At 60.4% G+C, this 21134-nt stretch carries 24 protein-coding genes and 2 tRNA genes; 15 read left to right on the top strand and 11 right to left on the bottom strand.

What is annotated here, in order from left to right:
- Nucleotides 1-3: 3 nt before the first annotated feature.
- The gene (locus KW062_RS10410) at nucleotides 4-525 is read left to right on the top strand and encodes a hypothetical protein (RefSeq protein ID WP_027620622.1); all 522 of its coding nucleotides are present in this window, start codon (nucleotides 4-6) and stop codon (nucleotides 523-525) included.
- Here the strand turns inward: KW062_RS10410 and KW062_RS10405 are convergent.
- A complete protein-coding gene (locus KW062_RS10405; protein ID WP_051550592.1) occupies nucleotides 519-1721 on the bottom strand; it encodes a GGDEF domain-containing protein in 1203 nt (400 codons plus the stop codon). The genes KW062_RS10410 and KW062_RS10405 overlap by 7 nt on opposite strands.
- 33 nt (nucleotides 1722-1754) lie before the next feature.
- Nucleotides 1755-2006 carry a hypothetical protein gene (locus KW062_RS10400; protein ID WP_146118220.1) on the bottom strand — a complete coding sequence of 84 codons (252 nt, stop codon included), beginning with the start codon at nucleotides 2004-2006 and terminating at the stop codon, nucleotides 1755-1757.
- Between the two features lie 325 nt (nucleotides 2007-2331).
- On the opposite strand from KW062_RS10400, the gene KW062_RS10395 reads away from it, so the two are divergent.
- On the top strand, nucleotides 2332-3093 hold the full coding sequence (locus KW062_RS10395; RefSeq protein ID WP_081786414.1) for an SDR family NAD(P)-dependent oxidoreductase: 762 nt from the start codon (nucleotides 2332-2334) through the stop codon (nucleotides 3091-3093).
- 43 nt (nucleotides 3094-3136) lie between these two features.
- Nucleotides 3137-3349, top strand: a complete 213-nt coding sequence (locus KW062_RS10390) for a hypothetical protein (RefSeq protein ID WP_051550593.1) — start codon at nucleotides 3137-3139, stop codon at nucleotides 3347-3349.
- Between the two features lie 198 nt (nucleotides 3350-3547).
- Here the strand turns inward: KW062_RS10390 and KW062_RS10385 are convergent.
- Nucleotides 3548-3624 (bottom strand) — tRNA-Val (locus KW062_RS10385).
- A gap of 184 nt (nucleotides 3625-3808) precedes the next feature.
- On the opposite strand from KW062_RS10385, the gene KW062_RS10380 reads away from it, so the two are divergent.
- Complete coding sequence (locus KW062_RS10380; protein WP_105754734.1) at nucleotides 3809-5092, top strand: NAD(P)/FAD-dependent oxidoreductase; 1284 nt, start codon at nucleotides 3809-3811, stop codon at nucleotides 5090-5092.
- Between the two features lie 39 nt (nucleotides 5093-5131).
- Here KW062_RS10380 and KW062_RS10375 read toward each other — a convergent pair whose 3' ends face one another.
- The 3 genes from KW062_RS10375 to KW062_RS10365 all read right to left on the bottom strand — a co-directional run bounded on the left by KW062_RS10375 (nucleotide 5132) and on the right by KW062_RS10365 (nucleotide 8214).
- Complete coding sequence (locus tag KW062_RS10375; RefSeq protein ID WP_177433261.1) at nucleotides 5132-6340, bottom strand: DSD1 family PLP-dependent enzyme; 1209 nt, start codon at nucleotides 6338-6340, stop codon at nucleotides 5132-5134.
- 74 nt (nucleotides 6341-6414) lie between these two features.
- The gene (locus KW062_RS10370) at nucleotides 6415-7743 is read right to left on the bottom strand and encodes a D-arabinono-1,4-lactone oxidase (RefSeq protein ID WP_177433262.1); all 1329 of its coding nucleotides are present in this window, start codon (nucleotides 7741-7743) and stop codon (nucleotides 6415-6417) included.
- A gap of 84 nt (nucleotides 7744-7827) precedes the next feature.
- Nucleotides 7828-8214, bottom strand: a complete 387-nt coding sequence (locus tag KW062_RS10365; RefSeq protein WP_033866417.1) for a c-type cytochrome — start codon at nucleotides 8212-8214, stop codon at nucleotides 7828-7830.
- Nucleotides 8215-8547: 333 nt separating this feature from the next.
- On the opposite strand from KW062_RS10365, the gene KW062_RS10360 reads away from it, so the two are divergent.
- Together KW062_RS10360 and KW062_RS10355 are read left to right on the top strand one after the other, a co-directional pair.
- Nucleotides 8548-10173, top strand: a complete 1626-nt coding sequence (locus KW062_RS10360) for an NADP-dependent glyceraldehyde-3-phosphate dehydrogenase (RefSeq protein WP_027620655.1) — start codon at nucleotides 8548-8550, stop codon at nucleotides 10171-10173.
- 30 nt (nucleotides 10174-10203) lie between these two features.
- Nucleotides 10204-11280, top strand: coding sequence for an FUSC family protein (locus KW062_RS10355; RefSeq protein ID WP_177327285.1), 1077 nt, complete (start codon nucleotides 10204-10206; stop codon nucleotides 11278-11280).
- Between the two features lie 7 nt (nucleotides 11281-11287).
- Here KW062_RS10355 and KW062_RS10350 read toward each other — a convergent pair whose 3' ends face one another.
- Nucleotides 11288-12181: a DMT family transporter gene (locus KW062_RS10350; RefSeq protein ID WP_105754766.1), complete on the bottom strand. Its 894-nt coding sequence runs from the start codon at nucleotides 12179-12181 to the stop codon at nucleotides 11288-11290.
- A 132-nt stretch (nucleotides 12182-12313) separates the two neighbouring features.
- Between KW062_RS10350 and KW062_RS10345 the strand changes: the two genes are divergently transcribed.
- The gene (locus tag KW062_RS10345) at nucleotides 12314-12751 is read left to right on the top strand and encodes an Lrp/AsnC family transcriptional regulator (RefSeq protein ID WP_027620658.1); all 438 of its coding nucleotides are present in this window, start codon (nucleotides 12314-12316) and stop codon (nucleotides 12749-12751) included.
- A gap of 59 nt (nucleotides 12752-12810) precedes the next feature.
- Here the strand turns inward: KW062_RS10345 and KW062_RS10340 are convergent, their stop codons facing one another.
- Nucleotides 12811-13482 (bottom strand): Bax inhibitor-1/YccA family protein, encoded by a 672-nt coding sequence (locus KW062_RS10340; protein ID WP_027620659.1) that lies wholly within the window; start codon nucleotides 13480-13482, stop codon nucleotides 12811-12813.
- A gap of 124 nt (nucleotides 13483-13606) precedes the next feature.
- Between KW062_RS10340 and KW062_RS10335 the strand changes: the two genes are divergently transcribed.
- The 5 genes from KW062_RS10335 (at nucleotide 13607) to KW062_RS10315 (ending at nucleotide 16964) form a co-directional block, all read left to right on the top strand.
- A tRNA-Ser gene (locus KW062_RS10335) sits at nucleotides 13607-13694 on the top strand.
- 355 nt (nucleotides 13695-14049) lie between these two features.
- Nucleotides 14050-15834: a DUF1538 domain-containing protein gene (locus KW062_RS10330; protein WP_105754737.1), complete on the top strand. Its 1785-nt coding sequence runs from the start codon at nucleotides 14050-14052 to the stop codon at nucleotides 15832-15834.
- Nucleotides 15831-16193 carry a P-II family nitrogen regulator gene (locus KW062_RS10325; RefSeq protein WP_105754738.1) on the top strand — a complete coding sequence of 121 codons (363 nt, stop codon included), beginning with the start codon at nucleotides 15831-15833 and terminating at the stop codon, nucleotides 16191-16193. Before KW062_RS10330 ends, KW062_RS10325 begins: the two co-directional genes overlap by 4 nt.
- Nucleotides 16190-16555: a hypothetical protein gene (locus KW062_RS10320; protein WP_027620661.1), complete on the top strand. Its 366-nt coding sequence runs from the start codon at nucleotides 16190-16192 to the stop codon at nucleotides 16553-16555. Before KW062_RS10325 ends, KW062_RS10320 begins: the two co-directional genes overlap by 4 nt.
- Nucleotides 16556-16640: 85 nt before the next feature.
- Complete coding sequence (locus KW062_RS10315) at nucleotides 16641-16964, top strand: hypothetical protein (RefSeq protein WP_105754739.1); 324 nt, start codon at nucleotides 16641-16643, stop codon at nucleotides 16962-16964.
- Between the two features lie 26 nt (nucleotides 16965-16990).
- Here KW062_RS10315 and KW062_RS10310 read toward each other — a convergent pair whose 3' ends face one another.
- On the bottom strand, nucleotides 16991-17440 hold the full coding sequence (locus KW062_RS10310; RefSeq protein ID WP_027620663.1) for a GNAT family N-acetyltransferase: 450 nt from the start codon (nucleotides 17438-17440) through the stop codon (nucleotides 16991-16993).
- Between the two features lie 145 nt (nucleotides 17441-17585).
- On the opposite strand from KW062_RS10310, the gene KW062_RS10305 reads away from it, so the two are divergent.
- The gene (locus KW062_RS10305; protein ID WP_033866419.1) at nucleotides 17586-18299 is read left to right on the top strand and encodes an SOS response-associated peptidase family protein; all 714 of its coding nucleotides are present in this window, start codon (nucleotides 17586-17588) and stop codon (nucleotides 18297-18299) included.
- A gap of 94 nt (nucleotides 18300-18393) precedes the next feature.
- The gene (locus tag KW062_RS10300) at nucleotides 18394-18594 is read left to right on the top strand and encodes a hypothetical protein (protein ID WP_027620664.1); all 201 of its coding nucleotides are present in this window, start codon (nucleotides 18394-18396) and stop codon (nucleotides 18592-18594) included.
- Nucleotides 18595-18630: 36 nt separating this feature from the next.
- Here the strand turns inward: KW062_RS10300 and KW062_RS10295 are convergent, their stop codons facing one another.
- The gene (locus tag KW062_RS10295; RefSeq protein WP_105754740.1) at nucleotides 18631-18822 is read right to left on the bottom strand and encodes an SPOR domain-containing protein; all 192 of its coding nucleotides are present in this window, start codon (nucleotides 18820-18822) and stop codon (nucleotides 18631-18633) included.
- Between the two features lie 320 nt (nucleotides 18823-19142).
- On the opposite strand from KW062_RS10295, the gene KW062_RS10290 reads away from it, so the two are divergent.
- The gene (locus tag KW062_RS10290; protein WP_027620666.1) at nucleotides 19143-19571 is read left to right on the top strand and encodes a GNAT family N-acetyltransferase; all 429 of its coding nucleotides are present in this window, start codon (nucleotides 19143-19145) and stop codon (nucleotides 19569-19571) included.
- A gap of 3 nt (nucleotides 19572-19574) precedes the next feature.
- Here KW062_RS10290 and KW062_RS10285 read toward each other — a convergent pair whose 3' ends face one another.
- Nucleotides 19575-21104: a DHA2 family efflux MFS transporter permease subunit gene (locus tag KW062_RS10285; RefSeq protein ID WP_027620667.1), complete on the bottom strand. Its 1530-nt coding sequence runs from the start codon at nucleotides 21102-21104 to the stop codon at nucleotides 19575-19577.
- Nucleotides 21105-21134: the final 30 nt, after the last annotated feature.

Below are 21134 nucleotides of genomic sequence, written 5' to 3'. Positions count from 1 at the left end.
GTCATGAGTAAATTGCTCCTCATCGCGCTGATCTGCTCCCTGAGCGCCCCAACCGCCTTCGCCCGCGCCATCCCCGTCCCGGGCCAGCGCCATGCACCGGGCAACGAAGCGCCGCAAACCCCGATCGCCCAAGCGGGCTACAGCGTCGGCGTGAACTACCAGTTGCAATGCGCCGGTTGCCATCTGGGCGACGGCAGCGGTTCAGCCGCCAACGACACGCCGCGGATGAAAGGTTTTGTCGGCAACTTCCTGAAAGTACCGGGTGGGCGCGAGTTTCTCGTGCGTGTGCCGGGCATGTCGCAATCGGCACTGGACAACGCGCAACTGGCCGACCTGCTCAACTGGCTGATGCGTGAAGACGGCATGGCCGGCAGCAGTCGCCCGGCGAATTACCAGCCGTACACGGCTGAAGAAGTCACCCAGCTGCGTGCCCAGACCATGCTCAACCTGCCGGGCACCCGCAGCGAGTTGATCAAGGCCATGCGCGCGCAAGGCATCGCGATTGATGACGGGATGAATTACTGAGGCTGGTGTACCGGCGCGACGGCAACCGGGGCTTCACTCGCGGCGCCGGTTGCCGACGCCAGCCGCACCGAATTACGCCCCAGCTCCTTGGCCTCGTACAGCGCCGCGTCGGCCCTGGCCAACAAGCTCGCCGGGCTGTCGCCAGCAGCCGGTATGCCGCAGCACACACCGATACTGATGCGCACCGGGATGCTTGCCTGATCATACTGCGCCGGGTGCTCGGCCAATGAGGCACGCAGGTCGTCAAGGACGCTCATGGCGCCTTCGGCATTGGCGCAGGGCAACAACAGCAAAAACTCCTCGCCGCCATAGCGACCAATGCTGTCGGACTTGCGCAGGCGTCGGGTCAGATGATTGACGCAGTGGCAAATCACCTCATCGCCCGCCAGGTGACCGTACTCATCGTTGATTTGCTTGAAGTGGTCGATGTCGATCATCGCCACCGCCAGGCACGATTCTTCGCGACGCGAACGCTCCACTTCCTTGGCGAATTGCTCAATGATCGCTCGGCGGTTAAGAATGCCGGTCAACACATCGCGCAGGGCCAGGTGCTGCAACAACGATTCGCTGCGCTCTTTGGCCATCAGCACCAAGCCGAGGGAAATCATCATCGCGGTGAAGGTGCCGATACTGACCGAGAGGGTCTGCTTGAGGTTGCTCACGTCATAGCGCATCTCGGCAGCGCCACCGCCGAGCACCGCGACAACGCGCATGCCCAGACCAATCAGGCTGATGCTCGAACCGATGATCAACAGCATGCGCGCCCGACCCTGGGCCGGCACGTAGCGCAGTGTCCAATGGATGATCAGGCTGCACTGCAGCATCAACACCAATGTGGCGGCGAGCATGCGCGGCTCAAGGGTATCGATCAGGCTGATCATTGCAAGCAACATCACCGCGGGCGGCGCGAACACCCGCCACCAGGGCACCGGCAGCTCGACAATGCGGAACACACTGGCGCCATAACAGGCCAGCGCGAGGGCCAGCAGACTGTTGGCCAGGCCGTAGGTAAACCACAGCGGTGCATGTCCGTAGAAGGTGTAGCCGACGTAGGCCAGGGCATGGGCGAGCAAACCGAAACCGATGGTCAGCAAACCGTCACCCCGGTTGAACTGACCCACCAGAATCAGACAGAACGCCATGATCGTCGCCACTAACGCGACGCAGGCAAACAGCGTGGGGGTATGGGCAATCATCGGACTTCACCGGGCGCTGGCATTCACCTCAGGTTAGGCCATTCGGCTCGCCTGACTGAAAGATCTCAGCCACAGGCAGAACAAACCGGCCGTCAGCGGCGGCCAGACGAGGAACGCGGCCTCGCGGTAGTCGAACATTTCGTAAATGACCCGCGACAGATCGATGTCCGCGCTGATCGCTACCTGAAATAGCGCGTTGCCCATGATCAGGCAGAACATCCCCACGCCCATGGCCCCCAACACAAACAGCGTCCTTTCCAGCAGGATCTTCTGACCATCATTCATCGCAACGTCCCTGATCGTAGTGTGGGGCATGAGTCTTTTCTGGCCAGCTTTACGGGGGCTGTACCTGAGGTTGGCGATGTTAAAATATCAGAATGCCATTAGTGCAGACAGTACTTCGTAGTGGATGCGGGGGCGTATTTTTTGACGCCAGAAAAGGCAGGCGGTGCGGCGGATTGAACGTAAATACATCCAAGCGCTGATGGGGCATGCGGACGAGACGATGACGAAACACTATCCCATCGCCCGGTCATCAAGATGGCCAGACGCCGACTTTGCCCGCTTGGTGGTACGGTAGTGGCTCTTTAGCAACTAACTCGAGTTCAGCATGAGTCCCCATCCGACAACAGATAACGCACTACGTGTTGCGCTGATTACAGGATCCACTTCCGGTATCGGCGCAGCCATCGCTCGTGTATTAAGCCAGGCAGGCTATGCGGTGATCCTGCATTCGCGAAGTTCTGCTGATACGGGACGCGCTATGGCTGCCGAAATGAAGCGAGCTATTTACGTTCAAGCTGATCTTGCTATCGAAGCCGACAGAGTCAGGCTCATAAAAGAGGCGATCGCCGCGTGGGGGCAGCTCGATGTATTGGTCAATAACGCCGGCATCAGCAGAGTTATTCCGCACAGCGACCTTGCCTCTGCCACTTCGGATGTGTGGCACGAGCTTAACGAGATTAATGTCGTGGCGCCGTTCCATCTAGTCGCATTGGCCGAGTCGGCATTGCGCGATGCCGCCCGTTACCGCCGAGCAGGTTGCGTCGTAAACATCAGTTCACATGCCGGTGTCCGCCCCAAGGGCGCATCCATTCCCTACGCGGTGAGCAAAGCTGCTCTCAATCACATGACCCGCTTGCTTGCGGTGTCGCTCGGGCCGGACATTCGCGTAAACGCTGTGGCGCCTGGCTTGGTCGACACGCCTCTGACCGCAGAGTGGACAGAGGCGCAGGAGTTATGGCGAGTTCGCGCACCTATGCGAAAGGCCGCTAGCCCAGACGACATCGCGAAAGCGGTCGCAATGTTGGTTGACTCTGACTACTTAACTGGCGAGATACTCCTGTCTGACGGCGGATTGAATTTGACGTAGACCGACTCTAACCACGCAGGAAGCAAAGACAACGAAAGACATTGTGATTACCGTAGTGAATTTCTTCGCCTGGGCAGGAATCATCGTTGCAACGGTTGTGGGGTATTTCGCAATGAAGGGCAACTACGAGTACATCGGTGCCCTGATTGGCTTCGCCGTTGGCTGCCTAGGCTCTGGAGTGTGGTTTGTACTCTCGGCAATTCATCAGAATATCCAAACCATCCGAGACATTGCGGTCAAGCAATCGCAAGGCTGATCACAACCTTCAACACCCGCCCCACCACAGCCAACCCAAAGCAAAATCCGATCCGAAAATGAACTGATATCGGCGTTCACATTACCCAGTGTGAACGAACCCGATATTTTGTGAACGTTCTGTAGGAATCCAAGACAACAAAAAAGGGCCCACCTTTCGGTGAGCCCTTCTAGACCGCCCAGCAGAGCGGATTTTGTTTGGTAGGCGCGATTGGACTCGAACCAACGACCCCCACCATGTCAAGGTGGTGCTCTAACCAACTGAGCTACGTGCCTGCTGTGAGGCGGCATTCTACGGAATTCCGGAGGGGTGTCAACACCTTTTTTTCAGCTAACCCTATGAATATGCAAAATATTTAATTTCGGCCCGACAAACCTGGAATTCCGCTGACTGGTCGTGGGTTTTTAACTCGGGTAGGATCAGTGCACTCGTAAAATATATTCAACAGAGGCTGCAGGAATGGCGAACACTCCTTATCCGCAATCCTATTATGCCGCGTCGGCCAACCCTGCCCCGTCGCGCCCTTCCCTGCAGGACGATGTGGAAACCGACGTCTGTGTGATTGGCGCCGGTTATACCGGGTTGTCCAGTGCCCTGTTTCTGCTGGAGAACGGTTTTCGAGTGACAGTGCTGGAGGCGGCCAGGGTGGGGTTCGGCGCTTCGGGGCGTAATGGCGGGCAGATCGTTAATAGCTACAGCCGTGACATTGATGTTATCGAGCGCACTGTCGGGCCCAAGCAGGCGCAGTTGCTCGGGCAGATGGCGTTTGAGGGTGGGCGGATCATTCGCGAACGGGTGGCGCGTTATCAGATTCAGTGCGATTTGAAGGATGGCGGTGTGTTCGCCGCGATCACCAGCAAGCAGATGGCGCATCTGGAAGCGCAGAAGCGTCTTTGGGAGCGTTTTGGTCATACTCAGCTTGAGCTTCTGGACCAACAGCGCATCCGTGATGTGGTCGCCTGCGAGCAGTACGTCGGCGGCATGCTGGACATGAGTGGCGGGCATATCCATCCGCTCAATCTGGCCTTGGGTGAAGCGGCGGCCGTCGAATCACTGGGCGGCACTATTTATGAACAGTCGCCGGCGGTGCGCATCGAGCGCGGCGCCAATCCGGTGGTGCATACTCCGGGCGGCAAGGTGCGGGCCAAATTCGTCATAGTCGCCGGCAACGCCTACCTGGGTAATCTGGTCCCCGAGCTGGCGGCCAAGTCCATGCCATGTGGGACCCAGGTGATTACCACCGAGCCTCTGGGCGATGCCCTGGCCAACAGTCTGTTACCACAGGATTACTGCGTCGAGGACTGCAACTACTTGCTCGACTACTACCGCCTCACCGCCGACAAACGCCTGGTTTTCGGTGGCGGCGTGGTGTACGGCGCGCGGGATCCAGCGAACATCGAAGCGATCATTCGGCCGAAAATGCTCAAGGCCTTCCCGCAACTCAAGGACGTGAAGATCGACTACGCCTGGACTGGCAATTTCCTGCTGACCTTGTCGCGCTTGCCGCAAGTCGGGCGCCTGGGTGACAACATCTACTATTCCCAGGGTTGCAGCGGCCATGGCGTGACTTACACCCACCTGGCGGGCAAGGTGCTGGCCGAAGCCTTGCGTGGTCAGGCCGAACGCTTTGATGCCTTTGCCGATCTGCCGCACTACCCCTTCCCTGGCGGGCAACTGCTGCGGACGCCGTTTGCGGCGTTGGGGGCTTGGTATTACGGGTTGCGGGACAAGTTTGGTTTTTGATTGGGTGGAGCAGGCAGCCTGTAAAGGCTGCCTGGCGCATCAGCTATAAACCGGCCAACTCTCGACGATCTTGCCGCCGCGCACGCCCAGTAAATCACCGAACTGCAGCAACACCGACTCAGTCTGCATCGGTCGCAGGAACACCTGGTCGTCCACTTCCAGGCCGACCGCGGTCGAACCATTGACCATTTCCTGATTGGAACTGCGTCCGTACAGGCCGTTGCTCTGCAAGCCGGCTGGCGATTCGTATTCGGCCATCCAGTTACCGCCATAGATGAAGTAGGTCTCGCGCTGGTTGGCGTCCCACCAGGAAAACAGCTTCGACTTACCGTCCAGTGCCGGAATTCGCACCGCGCCGGTACGCTTCAACACCGGCGTGGCAATCCAACTGGCCGGCACATGCTCGGTCAGCGATGGCAAATCGTAATGAGTCGGCTTGAGCATGGCCGTCCCCACCGACACCTCGCTGCTCAGCGATTCCTTTTCATGTATGCGATAGCTCGGGCTGCCGGCAGTGTTGAGCGTGAGGTCGGCGCGCCAAAGATCGGCGAACTGCTGCCGGGTGAAGTCCACGGCGTTGTTGTACTGCTGCATGACCTTGGCAAACAACTCGTCGGCGCTGCCGAGGATGCCCGGCACGCCCATGCCGACAAAGGGGTCGTAACCCATGAAACCGGCAAACTCCAGGTGCTGCGGGTTGGCGCGGATCAAACCAAGCATCTGGCCCAGGGTTGCGTTGTCGGCCACGCCTCCACGGTGCAGACCAACATCCAGTTCAATATTGATCCGCAACCGCGTGCTCAGGCCTTGAGCCAGCGCCAGGTATTGCTGCAGATGTGCCGGCGTATCGAGCAGCCACTGCAACTGTCGCGCGGGATCGAACGGCCCTTTGTGGGTCTTATAGAACAACTCGGCGGAACGCACCGGTAGGGGCTTGCCCAGCAGGATGTCGGACTGTGGGAACGTCAGCGCATCGTGGTTTAGAAACGGCTGATGAAACGACATCAAACGCTGTGTGCCGGCACGCTTACAGATGTAGGCCAACAGTCCCGGTGCTGGCAGGGATTTCTCCACCAGCCGCAGGTGTTTGCCGCCACGCTGCACCGATTGCATGACCACATCGATGTTGTGATCGAGCCGATCGAGGTCGATCAGCAGCACCGGACGCATCGGTCCGTGGTATTTCAGTTCTTGATTCAAGGTGCGGAAGTAATCGGTATAGGCGGCGCCCCGATTCCCTGGACGCAACAGCGCACCGACGCCAACCAGCAATGCACCAACGCCCACGACGCCGCCGATGAAATGCCTGCGATTAAGGGCCATCAGCTCACTCCCAGGATCGATGACAGATGGGCGTTGAGAAGCTTGCCCTCGGGGTCCAGCGCCTGGCGGACCTCACGGAATTCCTGCCAGCGCGGGTACAACGCCTGCAGGTTGCGCGCATTCAGGCTATGCAATTTGCCCCAGTGCGGGCGACCGGCGTACTTCCAGAAGATCGGCTCGATGGCGGCAAAGAAATTGTGATGGTCCATCTGGTAGTGCTGGTGCACCGAGATTGAACAGCTGTCGCGGCCCTCGAACATGCTCAAGGCAATGTCGTCGGCTTTGACGTAGCGGTACTCGATCGGAAACCAGGTGCGCAGGTCCTTGTCGGTGATCAGCTTGATGATCTCGCGCAGGCACGCGGGGCCATGTTCAGCAGGCACGGAATATTCCATTTCGTTGAATCGCACCGTTCGCACGTTGGCGTAGATATCGTAGGAATCCCCTACTCGATCCTCGAAGTCAGCGATATGTCGCAGGCTGTTGAGCAAAGTGCGACGGGTGTCAGGGAAATCACTGACGTACTTGTCGAACTTCTCGATCAGATTGACGAACTCGTTGCCGCCCTCCTCGTCAGGACTGACCGGCGGCGTGGCCGGGTCGGTGGTTTCGTTGAGGGCCATTGACAGGGCGTAGTCGGAATGGGTCACCACCAGCATTTCCCAGTGCTGGTTTTCGCGGGTGTTCTTCTCCACGTCTTCCAGCAGTTCCTCGGTCTTGGCGATCCATTGGTGCTCGCGCAAGCGGTACGCCGGGCGATTTTGCATGCGCACCCTGGTGACAATGCCCAGGGCGCCCAATGACACCCGAGCGGCGTTGAACACCTCGGGATGATGCTGGCTGTCGCAATCGAGCACCTGGCCGCTGGCCGTGACCAATTGCAGGCCCGCCACATAAGCGGAATAGGACTGGAAATTCTTGCCGGTGCCGTGGGTCGAGGTGGAGATAGCACCCGCCAGGGTCTGGTAATCGATGTCGGCCATATTGCTCAGACCCTGGCCGACTTCTTTCAACGCTTGTCCCATGCGCGACATCGGTGTGCCAGCGCCAAACTCGGCCTGCAGAGTGGCGGCATCGTGACTGAGCAGGCCACTGAAATTGCTCAGCGACAACAGCGTGCCATCGGTGGGCACCAAGGCGCTGAAGGAATGCGCCGATCCTACCGGGCGAATCTTGCCCGGTGCGCTGCCAATAACCTGCACCAGTTCATCCAGATCCTTGGGCGCCAGTCGCGCCTCGGGCAGGCAGCTCTGGGCGCCCGACCAGTTGCGCCAGGGAATCAATCGGGGCGCACGCACCAGTTGGGCCAGCACCGGGTTGCTGCTCAAGGCCGTGAGCGCCCCGACGATACTGGCACGCTGTAAAAGCTGACGTCGCGTGAGGTCCATCGTCATCCATCCTGGCTGTGAGACTTATTGGAATTGTTGGCCGGACATGAAGCTGATCAACGCGAGGAAATCCTCCTCGGAACACTGCATGCACATGCCCATCGGCGGCATGCCGTTGTGGCCATTGATCGTGTGGTCCAGCAGGGTGTCGGCGCCCTGCTCAATACGCGGTTTCCACGCGGCCAGGTCGCCGGTCATCGGCGCCCCCGAGGCCGGGTTGGCGTGGCACAGCTTGCAGCTGCTGTCGTAGGTGCGTGCCAGTGCAGTGTCGGCGGGCACGGCACTGGCAGCCTGCGCACGCGTGTCGGTACTTTTCGGCTCCTCGCCACAGGCGCCCAGCACGGCGACCAGGAGCAGCAACAGCCACTTGGCGGATGATCGCTGCGGTGCTGCTCGAAACGCTCTGCCCATGATGTTCCCCACTGGTTTCGACGCCTAGGCGGTGATGACGGCTGAAGCTCAACACTAAGCCAGTCACCGCCGCCGGCTGAGGTCATTGTGGGTCATCAAGGGGGGCTTTGAAGGCCAGTCATGCTGGCTTGGATGTGACTGTTTGTTACATCGCCAGCCCGGGATTTGGACTACGCTAGCTCGACACACTTTCAGCAAAACCCCTCTAGCCTGCGCTTCAGCGGGTCATTCTGGTAAAAAACCGGGTTCAAGGCGTATAACCGATACAGCGATTGTTCGCCTGCACAATAGCCCAACGACTTTGCGTCACCCATCTTCAGTACGGGGTAGCCCATGAGCACCGAAAGTATCCTCAGCACACTGTTTCCGGCCCTCAGCGATATTCCTGAACAGTACCGTCCGGGCAAACCCTTTGAGCAACGCGACTATTTGGTCGACGGCACCCTGCGTACCTGGAACGGCCCGCTGGCCACCGTACGCAGCCCGGTGTACCTGGACGTCGACGGCGTCGATGAGCAAGTGATCCTGGGCAGCACGCCACTGTTGGATGCGGAGACGGCGCTGACCGCCCTCGACGCCGCCGTACGCGCCTACGATCGCGGCCAGGGCAGTTGGCCGACCATGCGCGTGGCGGAGCGAATCCAGCACGTCGAAACGTTCCTGGCGCGCATGCGCGAACAGCGCGAGGCGGTGGTCAAACTGCTGATGTGGGAAATCGGCAAGAACCTCAAGGATTCCGAGAAAGAGTTCGATCGCACCTGCGATTACATCGTCGACACCATCAACGCCCTCAAAGAACTCGACCGTCGTTCCAGCCGTTTTGAACTGGAGCAGGACACCCTCGGCCAGATCCGCCGCGTACCGCTGGGTGTCGCGCTGTGCATGGGACCTTACAACTATCCGTTGAATGAGACCTTCACCACCCTGATTCCGGCGCTGATCATGGGCAACACCGTAGTGTTCAAGCCGGCCAAGCTCGGCGTGCTGTTGATCCGGCCGCTGCTGGAGGCGTTCCGCGACAGCTTCCCGGCCGGGGTAATCAACGTCATCTACGGCAGCGGCCGCGAAACCGTCAGCGCACTGATGGCCAGTGGCAAGATCGACATCTTTGCTTTTATCGGCACCAACAAGGCCGCCAGCGACCTGAAAAAACTCCACCCCAAGCCCCATCGCCTGCGCGCCGCCCTGGGCCTGGATGCGAAGAACCCCGGCATCGTCCTGCCTGAGGTCGATCTCGACAACGCGGTCAACGAAGCTGTGACCGGCTCGCTGTCGTTCAACGGCCAGCGCTGCACAGCATTGAAAATCCTCTTCGTGCATGAGGATGTGGTCGACGCGTTCATCGACAAATTCAACCACAAGCTCGCCACCCTCAAGCCCGGCATGCCGTGGGAAAACGGCGTGGCACTGACCCCGCTCCCGGAGTCAGGCAAGGTCGATTACCTGCATGCACTGGTAGACGACGCCGTGCGTAAAGGCGCCAAGGTGATCAATGCCAACGGCGGCCAGGCCCGCGGCTCGTTCTTTTATCCGGCCGTGCTGTACCCGGTAACGACCGAGATGCGTGTCTATCAGGAAGAACAATTTGGCCCGGTGGTGCCAATCGTGCCTTATCGTGATCTGGATACGGTGATTGACTACGTACTTGAGTCAGACTTCGGACAGCAGTTAAGCCTGTTCGGCACCAACCCTGCCGAAGTGGGAAAACTGGTCGACACCTTTGCCAACCAGGTCGGGCGCATCAACATCAATGCCCAGTGCCAGCGCGGTCCGGACACCTTCCCGTTCAATGGACGGAAAAATTCGGCCGAAGGTACTTTGTCGGTGCATGATGCCTTGCGTACTTTCTCGATTCGCACGCTGGTGGCGACCAAGTTCCAGGAGCGCAACAAGGATTTGATCAGCGACATCATCCGCGGCCGGGAGTCGAGCTTCCTGACAACCGACTACATTTTCTAAATCAGCCCCAAAGGACCCAATGCCCAGCCGATGACTGCCCTATCGTCCCGCTTGCCACCCTTGCTGCGGCGCTTGTTGCGGCCCGTGCTCGACCCTTACCGGCGTTATCGCAACGCCCGGGTGATCCACGCGGTAAGGGTCTCGCTGGGATTGCTGGCAACTATCCTGCTGACCACCGGGATCAACCTGCCTCATGGTGAATGGGCCTCGGTGACCATGCTGGTGGTCATCGGCGGCCTGCAGCATCACGGCAACATCGGCAAAAAGGCCGCGGAGCGTGCCCTTGGCACCCTGATCGGTGCCGGTGTGGGCCTGCTACTGGTGCTGCAGCAGGCCTGGCTCGGACTGCCGTGGCTGACCTACTTTTGCATGTCGGTGGTGTGCGGGTTTTTCTCTTACCACGCCATTGGCAAAGGCGGATACACCGCGTTGCTCTCGGCGATTACCGTATTTATCGTCGCCGGCCATGGTGACAACGTGGTCACCGACGGCCTGTGGCGCACGGTCGACATCCTGATCGGCATCGTCCTGGCCCTGGCGTTCTCTTTCGCCCTGCCGCTGTACGCGGTGTACTCCTGGCGCTACAAACTGGCCGGCGCCTTGCGTGACTGCGCGAGCCTCTACAGCCGCATCATCAGCGGCCAATCGGTGACCGACGATCACTACCTCAAGCTGCTCGGCGGCCTCAATGGGGCGATGGTGCAACTGCGCTCGCTGATGCCATCGGTGTCCAAGGAGGTGCGCATCTCCATGACCCAGCTCGACGCCCTGCAACGCAACTTGCGCCTGAGCGTCAGCACCCTGGAGATCCTCGCCAACACTCGCCCCGATCCCCGTGATGAACAGGCGCTGGCGCAGATGCAACTGGCATTGAAAGCCGAACACCGGGAGATTCGCCGCTTGTTGATCGGCATGGCCCGCGCCCTGCAGTCGGGCTCGACCGAGCGTCTACAGCGCAGCGTCGAGCAACCGCCCTTGGCGAGCGCGATGGATACACCGGTGTACAGCGCCCTCGACGGCTATCGACTGCTGACCCGGCAGTTGGCCAACAACCTCAACGACATGGCTGGACGCCTGGTGAAGTCGGCGCCGGACTGGAAGATCTGAATGCCGGTCATTGCGTGACCGCCTTGCGTGCTCCGCTGCCCCAGCCTTGCTGCATCCCCGCCGCAGCCAGCAGAATGGCGACCACGCCGACCCACTGCAGCAACTCCAGGCGATGACCAAAGGCGAACCAGTCAACGAAAATGGCTGCAATCGGGTAGATAAATGACAGGGCGCCGGTCAGGGCCGTCGGCAGTTTCTGGATCGCCCCGTAAAGCAGGACATACATCACACCGGTGTGGACGATCCCCAGGGTCAGCAGGCTGGCCCATGCGCCCGATTGTTGCGACAAGGGCGACCAGTTGGCCCAGGGCGCCAGCAACAGCACCCCGGTGCACACCTGAATCAGCGCAATCAAATGCGGTGGCGTGCCGGTCAGGCGCTTGATGATCAACGCGGCAAAGGCATACAACAAGGCTGCGCCAAGAGCCAGGGCAATCCCCAGCAGGTACTGGCCGCCACCCTCGCCCTGCTGGCCATGGGCGCTGACGATCGCCAGCATGCCGAGAAACGAAACCCCAAGCCAGAACAGCTTCTGCGCGGTAATTTTCTCGCCGAGAAAGATCGCCGCCAGCCCGACCAGCATAAACGGCTGAACGTTGTACACCGCCGTGCCGATGGCAATCGAGGCCCGGGAATAGGAGGCAAACAGCAGCACCCAGTTGCCGACAATGGCCACGCCACTGAGTACGGCGAGCAAAAAGGTGGTGCGACTCAGGATCCCCGGACGCAGGAAGCCGAACACCGCGCAGATCAGCAGCAAGGTCGCGGCACCGAACACGCAGCGCCAGAACACCACGTCCAGCACCGGCTGGCCCGAGACCAGCACGAACCAGCCAATGGTCCCGGAAATCAGCATGGCGGCAGTCATTTCCAGCGAGCCGCGACGTAAGGTGTTGTCCATGATCGAATCCTCGAAGTGAGCCCACAGTATGCTCATCCAGGCACCGGCTGCTCCATGGCTAAATGCAGGCTAAACTGCTGGTTCACCTTTTTTATAAAGGCATATCAGCTTTTTTGCCTTACCGAGGTTCAGATGACTGACGATATCGATCAAATGCTGATTGCCGCACTCATGGAAGACTCGCGGCGCTCGCTCAAGGCCCTGGCGCAGATCAGCGGCCTGTCTTCTCCCAGCGTCGCCGAGCGCCTGCGTCGCCTGGAAGAGCGCGGTGTGCTCAAGGGCTATACGGTAGAGATCGACCCCAAGTGCTTCGGTTATCAACTGCAGGCCATCGTGCGCATCCGCCCGCTGCCCGGGCAGTTACAGAACGTCGAACGGCAGATCCAGGCCATCCCCGAGTTCACCGAGTGCGACAAGGTCACCGGCGATGACTGCTTCATCGCGCGGCTCCACGTGCGCTCGATGGAGCAGCTCGACACCCTGCTCGACCGCCTCAACAGCTACGCCGAGACCAACACCGCCATCGTCAAGAAGACGCCGGTCAAACGCCGCCTGCCGCCGATGGCCTGAGCAGCCGGCCACAAAAAAACCCGCTGCGAGGCGGGTTTTTTCATTTCAGGGCGATCCGATCAGTCGTCGCGACCCATGATGCCGAACAGCTGCAACAAGCTGATGAACAGGTTGTAGATCGATACATACAGGCTGATGGTCGCCATGATGTAGTTGCGCTCGCCGCCATGGATAATGGCGCTGGTCTGGAACAGGATGCAGACCGAGGAAAACAGCACGAAGCCCGCGCTGATCGCCAGTTGCAGACCGCTGATCTGGAAGAACATGCTCGCCAGCACCGCGCCCAGCAGGACGAAGAAACCGGCGGTAATGAAACCACCGAGGAAGCTCATGTCCTTGCGAGTGATCAGTACATAGGCCGACAGGCCGCCGAACACCAGGGCGGTCATCGCAAAGGCCGAGCTGACCACTTCAGCGCCGCCCTGCATGCCCAGGTAACGGTTGAGGATCGGGCCCAGCAGGAAACCCATGAAACCGGTCAGGGCAAAAGCAGATACCAAGCCCCAGGCCGAATCACGGAGTTTGTTGGTAAGGAAGAACAGCCCGTAGAAGCCGATCAGCACCACGAAGATATTCGGGTACCCAACGCGCATCTGTTGAGCGACAAAGGCCATCACACCACTGAAAGCCAGGGTAAGGGCCAGCAAGCCATAAGTGTTGCGCAGGACGCGGCTAACCTCTAGCTGCTCGACCTGCACGCTGTTGTTAACTGCGTAATCCTGTTCGCGCATGGCGACACTCCTGTAGTTTTGAAACGTTCAGACGCAAAGATCATAACAGACGCTCTGTAACAAGCTATGCAGAGAGTTTGACAGTGTGTTTCATTCGGGTATTATGGCGCCCGCAAAGCAGTTTGGAAGCGTGGCCGAGTGGTTTAAGGCAACGGTCTTGAAAACCGTCGATGGGCAACTATCCTAGAGTTCGAATCTCTACGCTTCCGCCACATTCTTACGACAAAGCCCTGATTATTCAGGGCTTTGTCGTTTCTGGGGTTTGGCCAGAACGGTCATCAGACCTCATCCATGGCTCAATGATTCAGACCTCTTATTGGCGAAGCCGGTACAAAGGCAGAAACGACTCCGAGAGCTCCTTACCCAGCGCCGTAAGCCCATAGCCGGTCCCTGGCCCCCGCCCCGCCACACGTCTACCAATCCACTGACAAAACTCAGCATCCGACCCGCCAAGTGCCAACTACACTGCCCCCGGCTGGCTGCGACTTGAGTTTCCAGCTAACGCCGCGACAGTGAGAGACCGCCTTCAGGTCGTCCATCGGTAGATCCACCTGAGCACCCGCCCCCATGAAAGAACCCATTCGCTACGCCGATTACCTGCACAAGATTGGCTCCGGTCGCCGCGAGATTCCCATGCGCGATCTGGTTTCGGCACCGGTTCGCGGTGCCGATGGCCGCTGGCAGGCCCCGCCGCATAAAGCGGTAAAGCTGCACGCCGGTGAGGTCGTCGCGATTCTCAAGCCCTATCTCAATTCCCGCTTCATGGAGCAATTTCGCGCCGTGGTGCCCCTGGCCCTGTACCTGGCATTGTTCCAGGTCATCATCCTGCGCCAATTGGTCGAGGACGCCTGGCTGGTAACGGGTGGATTGTTCGCGGTGATTGTCGGGCTGATGCTGTTTATGGAGGGCTTGAAACTCGGCCTGATGCCCTTCGGCGAAGTCATAGGCAACAACCTTCCACGCCGATTATCACTGCCGGTAGTACTGCTGGTGACCCTGCTGTTGGGCATCGGCGTGACCTTCGCCGAACCCGCGATCGGTGCGCTGCGTGCCGCCGGACAGAACGTTTCTGCCGAGCGCGCGCCCTACCTGTGGGCGCTGCTCAACCAGTGGACCAGCGAACTGATCCTGGTGGTCGGCGTCTGCGTCGGCCTCGCCGCGGTGATCGGCACGCTGCGATTCCTCTACGGCTGGAGCCTGAAGCCGTTGATCTATTTTTCCCTGGCGCCGGTGTTGCTGCTAACGGTGTACATGCACAGCGACCCTGAGCTGGCCAAGGTGATTGGTCTGGCCTGGGACGCGGGGGCGGTCACCACCGGGCCGGTCACCGTGCCACTGGTGCTGGCACTGGGCATTGGCATTGCGGCGGCCGCCGGCAAGGGCGGCTCCGGGTTGTCCGGATTCGGCATCGTGACCCTGGCCTCGTTGTTTCCGGTGATCGGGGTGATGCTACTGGGCTTGTATGTAGCGTCCGTTTCCTCACCTGCCGAGATCATCGCCGCCGCGCAAGCTGCCAGCGGCGCCACCCAGACGGTTGCGCAATGGCACGAAGTCAGCCCCGGTCTGGAAATTATCTCCGGCATACGCGCCATCGTGCCCCTGGTGATCTTTTTGCTCATCGTGCTGAAGCTGCTGCTGCGCCAAAGCCTGCCGCGACGCCGTGAGATTTTCCTCGGGATCGCCCTGGCCGTGGCGGGCATGTGCGTGTTCAACCTCGGGTTGACCTACGGCCTGTCGAAACTGGGCGGGAGTGCCGGGTCACTGATTCCGGCGGCGTTCATGCAGACGCCGGGGGTCGATGAGTCGCCGCTTTATCTGTATCAGGTGGGTCTGGTCCTGGCCCTGGGCTTTGCCTGGGTGCTTGGCTACGGCGCGACGGTCGCCGAGCCTGCGCTGAATGCACTGGGCGTCACCGCTGAAACCCTGACCAACGGCTTTATCCGCAAGCGCAGCCTGATCCGTGCCGTCTCCATAGGCGTGGCCAGTGGTATCGCCGTGGGTGTGGCCAAGCTGGTGTTCGACCTGCCGCTGGTGTGGCTGGTGATACCGCCCTATCTGCTCGCGGTGCTGCTGACGGTTTTCTCCAGCGAAGAATTCGTCAACGTGGCCTGGGACAGCGCGGGGGTTACGACGGGACCGATCACCGTGCCGCTCGTCCTGGCCATGGGCCTGGGGCTGGGCAACGCGACCAACGCGGTGGAGGGTTTCGGCATTCTGTGCATGGCCTCGGTTGGTCCGGTGATCACCGTCATGCTGCTCGGGCAGTGGGCACGTTTTCGCGTGTGGAAACAGGAAAAGGCCGCCATCGGGCAGCCAGCGAATCAATTAATGGGCACGGGAGAAGCACAATGAGCACCGAAGGCATTACCTATTTGACCGACGTTGCCCTGATCACCTGCATCGTCGCGGTCGGCCGCGCGGACCTGGTGATTAGCGCCGCCCAGGGCATGGGCGCACCGGGCGCCATTGTCTACCACGCTCACGGTCTGGGCCCCCGCGAGCGACTCGGCCTGCTCAGTATCGCCATTGATGCGGAAAAGGAAGTGGTCAGCCTGCTGGTCGCCGCCGACTACCAGGACGCGGTACTCGAGGCCATCTATCACGCCGCCAAATTGCATGTCCCCGGGGCAGGCATGATCTACGCCACGCCGGTGGAAAAAGTCGCCACCTACATTCCCCGTGAACTGCTCGTACAAGGTAAAACCTCGTGACCGCCGGCATACCGGGCGGCGCGGCCAAACTGATCACCTGCGTGCTGCCCGACGATGGCAGCGAGCGCAGGTTGTTGCGTCTGTTACGCGAAGTCCATGGCATCACCCGTGCAGACAGCGTGAGTTGCCGTGGCGTGGGCGTGCTACAGGCCGCCAAGGCAGCGCGCAACCAGGTACCGGAAGCCGTGCTTTCCCGAGTGGTCAATGTGGTAGTGGACGCAGCCCAGTCCGAAGCAGTCTTCGAGTTCATCTGTGAACACGCCGGGCTGAGCGGACCAGGCGGTGGGTCCGTGTACATGGTTGCGTTGAATTTCGCGACACCGTTATCGATGCCGACGGGAGTGGCACTGGAACAGGATTAAGCGTCGACTTCCGCAAGAGCGATGATTTCTGCCATCATGTTGCGCTAGCGCTCATGTTGTATTTTTTGATAAGGAAATCATCACGTTGCAAACATCAGACACGCTCTGCCCGTTTTGCGCGGAGAGCATCAAGGCCGCCGCGATTCGCTGCAAGCACTGCCACGCCGATCTGCGACCAAAGGGAAAACGCTGGCTGATCAGGCTCGCCGTAGCCGCCGCTGTTGCGCTGGCGGCCTACCTGGTTTTCAGCGATTCCGAGGATAAGGCCGAGACCGATGTCATGGCCGATATTGCCATTTGCCAGGACCAGGCGTCCGCCGTTGCCTCGCCAATGGCGCGCAGCATCATTGCCAAAGCCTGTCGTCAGGTGGAGGAGCAGATGCGCCAACATCCAGGTGATGCCCCCTGATAGAAATGGGCAGGGCTCAAGACGCGTTACAACAATGGCCTGCGCTTCTCATACCGCACATCCCGGGCATCGATTCGCTCGACCACCGTCCAGCCCAGACGCTGATAAAAGCCATTGGCCCTGATCTCCGGGCGGCCGTCAGTGACCAGGACAATCCGTTCATGGGTCTTGAACAGCTCGGCTTCGGCGGCGTCCATCAGTAAGCGGCCAAGCCCGCATTTCTCATGCTCAGGACGCACGAACATGGCAAATACCTCGCCTTCGGCGCGATCGATCATCGAAAAGGCCACCGGTTGCCGATCGACTTCGGCGAGCCAGATGCACGGCCCTTCGTTGATTGCCGAGCGCAGGACCTGCGGGGTGATGCCCAACTCATCCATCTGCTTGCGGCTCAGGTGGTTCTGCGCCACTGAAGTGCGTATCTCGAACAGACTCTCGATATCATCGACTGTAGCCATACGCAGCGACACACTCATCATTCCAGCTCCCGAAGATCAACGGGCATTGTAGAAAGCCACGGGCGAGCGAATAAATACCCCGATTGTTAGTGATCTGTAAGCGGATACGAAAATGTGCGGGTGTCCGTGAACTAAGCTGAGGGCTCCAGCGGAGGGCTTTCCGATGTGCGGGAGACTTTCACAGTATCGAGGCATTCACGATTTTGTCGCGGCCCTGGGCATGCCCAATGCCCTGGCCAACAGCGTGGGTGATGAACCGCTGGGGTATTACAACGTCGCGCCGACCACTGCGGTCGCCCTGATCCACCTCGAAGGCGAGACCCTGCATGCCGATCGGGTGCGCTGGGGCTGGCGCCCGCACTGGTCCACCGACCGCTCGCTGCCGATCAACGCCCGAGTGGAAAAAGTCGCCCACGGTCCATTCTTCCGCGCCGTTTGGCCGCACCGCGCCATCGTCGCCGTCGACAACTGGTTCGAGTGGGTCTACGAAGGTGGCCCGAACAAACAGCCCTACCTGATCCGCCGCCGCAATCGCGCGCCTGCCCTCTGTGCGGCCATTGGTCAATATCCGGCGGGGGGGCGCGATCCGCGAGCCGATGACGGTTTCGTGATCATCACCGCCGACAGTGAGGGCGGCCTACTGGATGTGCATGATCGCCGCCCCGTGGTGCTGTCGCCGGAGCTGGCGCGCGAATGGCTGAACCTCAGCATGCCCAAGGAGCGTGCCGAGCAAATGGTGTTGCATGAGGGGGAGCCGTCCGACACCTTCGAATGGTTCAAGGTCGACAGCGCCGTCGGCAACGTACGCCATCAGGAGCCGGAACTGATTGTGCCGATCGGTAAAATTCTGCGCGGCGACGAAAGGCCCCACGGCTGAGCGCCTGTACCTGGCAAGCGGAGGTTTTCTCGACTAGCCTGAGCGCGGCGACGCACCCCGCCCCGTGCTGAAACATCCGGTCTGGGAGACGAAGATGAATCCGATTCAACTGGCTGAACAGACCTATCGTCACTGGTCCAATTCAATCTTGCTGGAACTCAAGGAGCGACGTCACCAACTGGTCCCCAGCGATCGCCAGGCACTGGACAATGTGCTGACGGAACGCCGACTGTTCGACAGCGGCAACCCGGCGGGCGCCGACCGACGCGTACCCGGCGGTCAAGACCGGCTGTAGCGAGAGCGCCTCGCGCCCTCGCCTTCAGCCTCTGCGCTACTGCTTGTTAACGGCCCCCAGGCGCCTGGCCTTGTAGCCTGGCAGGGAGGCGGCAAACGCCAGCGCCTCTTCCCGGGTAGCAAAGGTGCCGTAGCGGTCATGCGGGGTGCAGACCCGCCACGGGCCGCTGTTCACGCTCACTACGTCATAGCCGTTCATATGCATTTTGCTCAACATCGCAATACTCATAGCCACCTCCGTCGAAGACGTTAAGCCCAGACTCAACTTACACCCGTCAAACACCGAACGATTCTCCGAGGGTTGAACGGTCTGCTGGGACTCGTCGTTTTGATCCAATGGCCGGGCCAAAGTGCGCACAGATGGACGAACGGCACATGACAAATCCTTCACTGTGCCGCTGCGACAGGACCTTTATAGTCACACCGCTCATTCAAGGAACATTTAGCCCGCACTCCCCGCGCGGGCTTTTTTTTTGCCCGCGTTTCTGCGAAACCCCGACCCATGGGTTAATCTGGCGAATCCCCTCAGTCGACACAAGGACGTCGCCCATGCCGCTGCGCATCGATTTCACCGAGGACCCGCAACCCGAGGAATACCAGGCCGTCCTCGCTCCCCTGCGCGCCCACAACATCGCCAATGCCGGTGATGGCCACTATCAGGAAATCGCCCTGCTGGTGCGTGGCGAAGACAGCGACGAAGTGCTCGGCGGGCTGTATGGCAAGCTGTTCTATGAATGGCTGTTCATTGACCTGCTATCGGTGCAGCCACAATTGCGCGGCCAGGGCATTGGCGCGCGCCTGATGCACATGGCCGAAGAGCTGGCGCGGGAAAAGGGCTGCATCGGCATGTACCTCGACACCTTCGAGTTCCAGGCACCAGCGTTCTACAGCAAGCTGGGGTTTGTCGAGGTTGGGCAGATTGCCGACTATCCGCGCGGCAGCAGGCGCTTCTTCATGCAGAAGCGCCTGACTGATTGATCGTTAATGACCGCTCGCCTCTGGCCCAGCCTTCGCCGCAAACGGTGGCTTGGCCAGCCATACCAGCAGGATCAGGCCAACAAAGCCCCAGCCCAATAGCGTGAAGTAATCCACGGTGGACAGCATGTAGGCCTGGCTGGTCAGCACGTGATCGAGCTGGGCATAGGCCGGGGTGCCGGCGCCGCCCAGGCTGTTGAGGGCGTCGCGGGTGGCCGGCTCGTAGGTGCTGATGCTTTCGCTCAGGTAAGCGTGATGCTGGTCGGCCCGGCGGATCCAGATCCAGGTGGTCAGCGACGCCGCGAAGCTGCCGCCCAGGGTCCGCAGGAACGTCGCCAGGCCGGCGCCATCGGCAATCTGATGGGGCGGCAGGTCGGACATCAGGATGCTCAAGGTCGGCATGAAGAACAGCGCTACGCCAATGCCCATGAACAGCTGCACCAACGCCACGTGCTGGAAGTCGACCTCGTTGGTGAATCCGGCGCGCATAAAGCAACTCAAGCCAATCGCCAGGAACGCCAGGCCGGCGAGCAGGCGCAGGTCGATCTTGTGCGCGTACTTGCCGACAAAAGGCGACATCAACACCGGCAGAATCCCAATCGGCGCCACCGCCAGCCCGGCCCAGGTCGCGGTATAGCCCATCTGGGTCTGCAGCCATTGCGGCAGGATCAGGTTGATGCCGAAGAACCCCGCGTATCCCAACACCAGCACAATGGTGCCGATGCGGAAGTTACGGTAAGCAAACAGCCGCAGATTGACCACCGGATGGCGGTCGGTCATTTCCCAGATCACAAACACCGCCAGGGCAATCACCGAAATCGCCGCGCCGATCAGGATGAAGTTCGACTCGAACCAGTCCAGGTCGTTGCCTTTGTCTAGGATGATTTGCAGCGCGCCGACGCCGACGATCAAGCTGATCAGTCCTACATAGTCCATCGGCTGGCGACTGGTCTCAACCGGACGCGCCTTGAGCTGTTGCTTGACCACCATCACCGCGAAGATGCCGATGGGTACGTTAATAAAGAAGATCCACGGCCAACTGTAGCTGTCGGTGATCCAGCCGCCGAGAATCGGCCCGGCAATCGGCGCCACCACCGTGACCATCGCCAGCAACGCCAGGGCCATTCCGCGCCTGGCCGGTGGATAGACGGCAATCAGCAGGGTCTGGGTCATCGGATACAGCGGCCCGGCCACCAGGCCCTGGAGCACCCGGAAACCGATCAGCTCCGGCATCGAGGTGGAAATCCCACAGAGGAACGAGGCCAGCACAAAGAGCATGGTCGCCCAAAGGAACAGTTTCACCTCGCCGAAGCGCCGGCTCAGCCAGCCGGTGAGCGGCAAGGCAATCGCGTTGCTCACGGCAAATGAAGTGATCACCCAGGTGCCCTGCTCCGAACTCACTCCCAGGTTGCCGGAGATGGTCGGCAGGGCGACGTTGGCGATGGTGGTGTCGAGCACTTGCATGAAGGTCGCCAGCGACAGGCCGATGGTGCTGAGCACCAGGCTGGGTGGCGTGAATGAGGCGTTGTTACTCATCGCAAATCCTTGGGAACGAGGCGAGCGTTG

Origin of the sequence: Pseudomonas fluorescens (assembly GCF_019212185.1) — a bacterium.
Lineage (GTDB): Bacteria > Pseudomonadota > Gammaproteobacteria > Pseudomonadales > Pseudomonadaceae > Aquipseudomonas.
This window is presented reverse-complemented; position numbering and strand designations above follow the sequence as displayed.

Coding starts and splice junctions, on each gene's coding strand:
- KW062_RS10295 (WP_105754740.1), bottom strand. CDS start 18,822: ATGAGTATTGCGATGTTGAGCAAAATGCATATGAACGGCTATGACGTA.
- KW062_RS10325 (WP_105754738.1), top strand. CDS start 15,831: ATGAGCACCGAAGGCATTACCTATTTGACCGACGTTGCCCTGATCACC.
- KW062_RS10345 (WP_027620658.1), top strand. CDS start 12,314: ATGACTGACGATATCGATCAAATGCTGATTGCCGCACTCATGGAAGAC.
- KW062_RS10340 (WP_027620659.1), bottom strand. CDS start 13,482: ATGCGCGAACAGGATTACGCAGTTAACAACAGCGTGCAGGTCGAGCAG.
- KW062_RS10410 (WP_027620622.1), top strand. CDS start 4: ATGAGTAAATTGCTCCTCATCGCGCTGATCTGCTCCCTGAGCGCCCCA.
- KW062_RS10305 (WP_033866419.1), top strand. CDS start 17,586: ATGTGCGGGAGACTTTCACAGTATCGAGGCATTCACGATTTTGTCGCG.
- KW062_RS10360 (WP_027620655.1), top strand. CDS start 8,548: ATGAGCACCGAAAGTATCCTCAGCACACTGTTTCCGGCCCTCAGCGAT.
- KW062_RS10365 (WP_033866417.1), bottom strand. CDS start 8,214: ATGGGCAGAGCGTTTCGAGCAGCACCGCAGCGATCATCCGCCAAGTGG.
- KW062_RS10330 (WP_105754737.1), top strand. CDS start 14,050: ATGAAAGAACCCATTCGCTACGCCGATTACCTGCACAAGATTGGCTCC.
- KW062_RS10405 (WP_051550592.1), bottom strand. CDS start 1,721: ATGATTGCCCATACCCCCACGCTGTTTGCCTGCGTCGCGTTAGTGGCG.
- KW062_RS10285 (WP_027620667.1), bottom strand. CDS start 21,104: ATGAGTAACAACGCCTCATTCACGCCACCCAGCCTGGTGCTCAGCACC.
- KW062_RS10290 (WP_027620666.1), top strand. CDS start 19,143: ATGCCGCTGCGCATCGATTTCACCGAGGACCCGCAACCCGAGGAATAC.
- KW062_RS10355 (WP_177327285.1), top strand. CDS start 10,204: ATGACTGCCCTATCGTCCCGCTTGCCACCCTTGCTGCGGCGCTTGTTG.
- KW062_RS10395 (WP_081786414.1), top strand. CDS start 2,332: ATGAGTCCCCATCCGACAACAGATAACGCACTACGTGTTGCGCTGATT.
- KW062_RS10380 (WP_105754734.1), top strand. CDS start 3,809: ATGGCGAACACTCCTTATCCGCAATCCTATTATGCCGCGTCGGCCAAC.
- KW062_RS10300 (WP_027620664.1), top strand. CDS start 18,394: ATGAATCCGATTCAACTGGCTGAACAGACCTATCGTCACTGGTCCAAT.
- KW062_RS10400 (WP_146118220.1), bottom strand. CDS start 2,006: ATGAATGATGGTCAGAAGATCCTGCTGGAAAGGACGCTGTTTGTGTTG.
- KW062_RS10350 (WP_105754766.1), bottom strand. CDS start 12,181: ATGGACAACACCTTACGTCGCGGCTCGCTGGAAATGACTGCCGCCATG.
- KW062_RS10310 (WP_027620663.1), bottom strand. CDS start 17,440: ATGAGTGTGTCGCTGCGTATGGCTACAGTCGATGATATCGAGAGTCTG.